1 protein-coding gene is annotated in these 746 nt (G+C 34.2%); it reads right to left on the bottom strand.

All coding sequences use genetic code 11. The features are described from left to right. Positions 1-126: 126 nt before the first annotated feature. Complete coding sequence (gene tnpA, locus HMPREF3267_RS07635) at positions 127-609, bottom strand: IS200/IS605 family transposase (RefSeq protein WP_062077637.1); 483 nt, start codon at positions 607-609, stop codon at positions 127-129. Between the last annotated feature and the right edge of the window lie 137 nt (positions 610-746).

The following is a 746-nucleotide window of genomic DNA, read 5'->3' as shown; positions in this document are numbered from 1 at the left end:
AATCAAAACCACCCGTGTGAACGGGTGGTTTGTTCTGCGGCTATAAGCCTTTCATACTGGCCAGCCCTAAAAGGGCACTGATAAGTCAGCCAACTGCACTATTATTGCAGCAACCCTAAAGGGTTACTATTTTTTCTTTCTTTTTTTAATTTCTTCTCCTGTAAACGGATCTAGGTATTCTTCCATTGAGATTTGATCTGCAACGATATCCTCTTGTAATTGGTTTCGTATATAATTTTCAATTACTTTTTTGTTTCTACCTACAGTATCTACATAATATCCTTTGCACCAAAACTTTCTATTTCCATATCTATATTTCAAGTTGGCATGTCTATCAAATATCATTAAACTACTTTTTCCTTTTAAATAGCCAACAAATGATGATACACCTATTTTTGGCGGAATACTAACTAACATGTGAATATGATCTTTACATGCCTCTGCTTCAATTATCTCTACGCCTTTTCTTTCGCACAATTGACGCAAAATCATTCCAATATCTTTTTTTATTTTTCCATATATCACTTGTCTTCTGTATTTGGGAGCAAAGACGATATGATACTTACAATTCCATTTTGTATGTGCTAAACTGTTTGTGTCGGATGACATTAAATAGCATCTCCTCGTGTTGATTATTTTGGTTGGCTGACCAATATTAATTCTAGTACGAAGAGATGCATTTTTTGTGACAATGGTAGAACCTTTTCTGAACCATACGCATAGCGTATGGTTTTCTTTTTATAATA

Source organism: Staphylococcus sp. HMSC62D11, assembly GCF_001839145.1.
Lineage (GTDB): Bacteria > Bacillota > Bacilli > Staphylococcales > Staphylococcaceae > Staphylococcus > Staphylococcus lugdunensis.
This window is presented reverse-complemented; position numbering and strand designations above follow the sequence as displayed.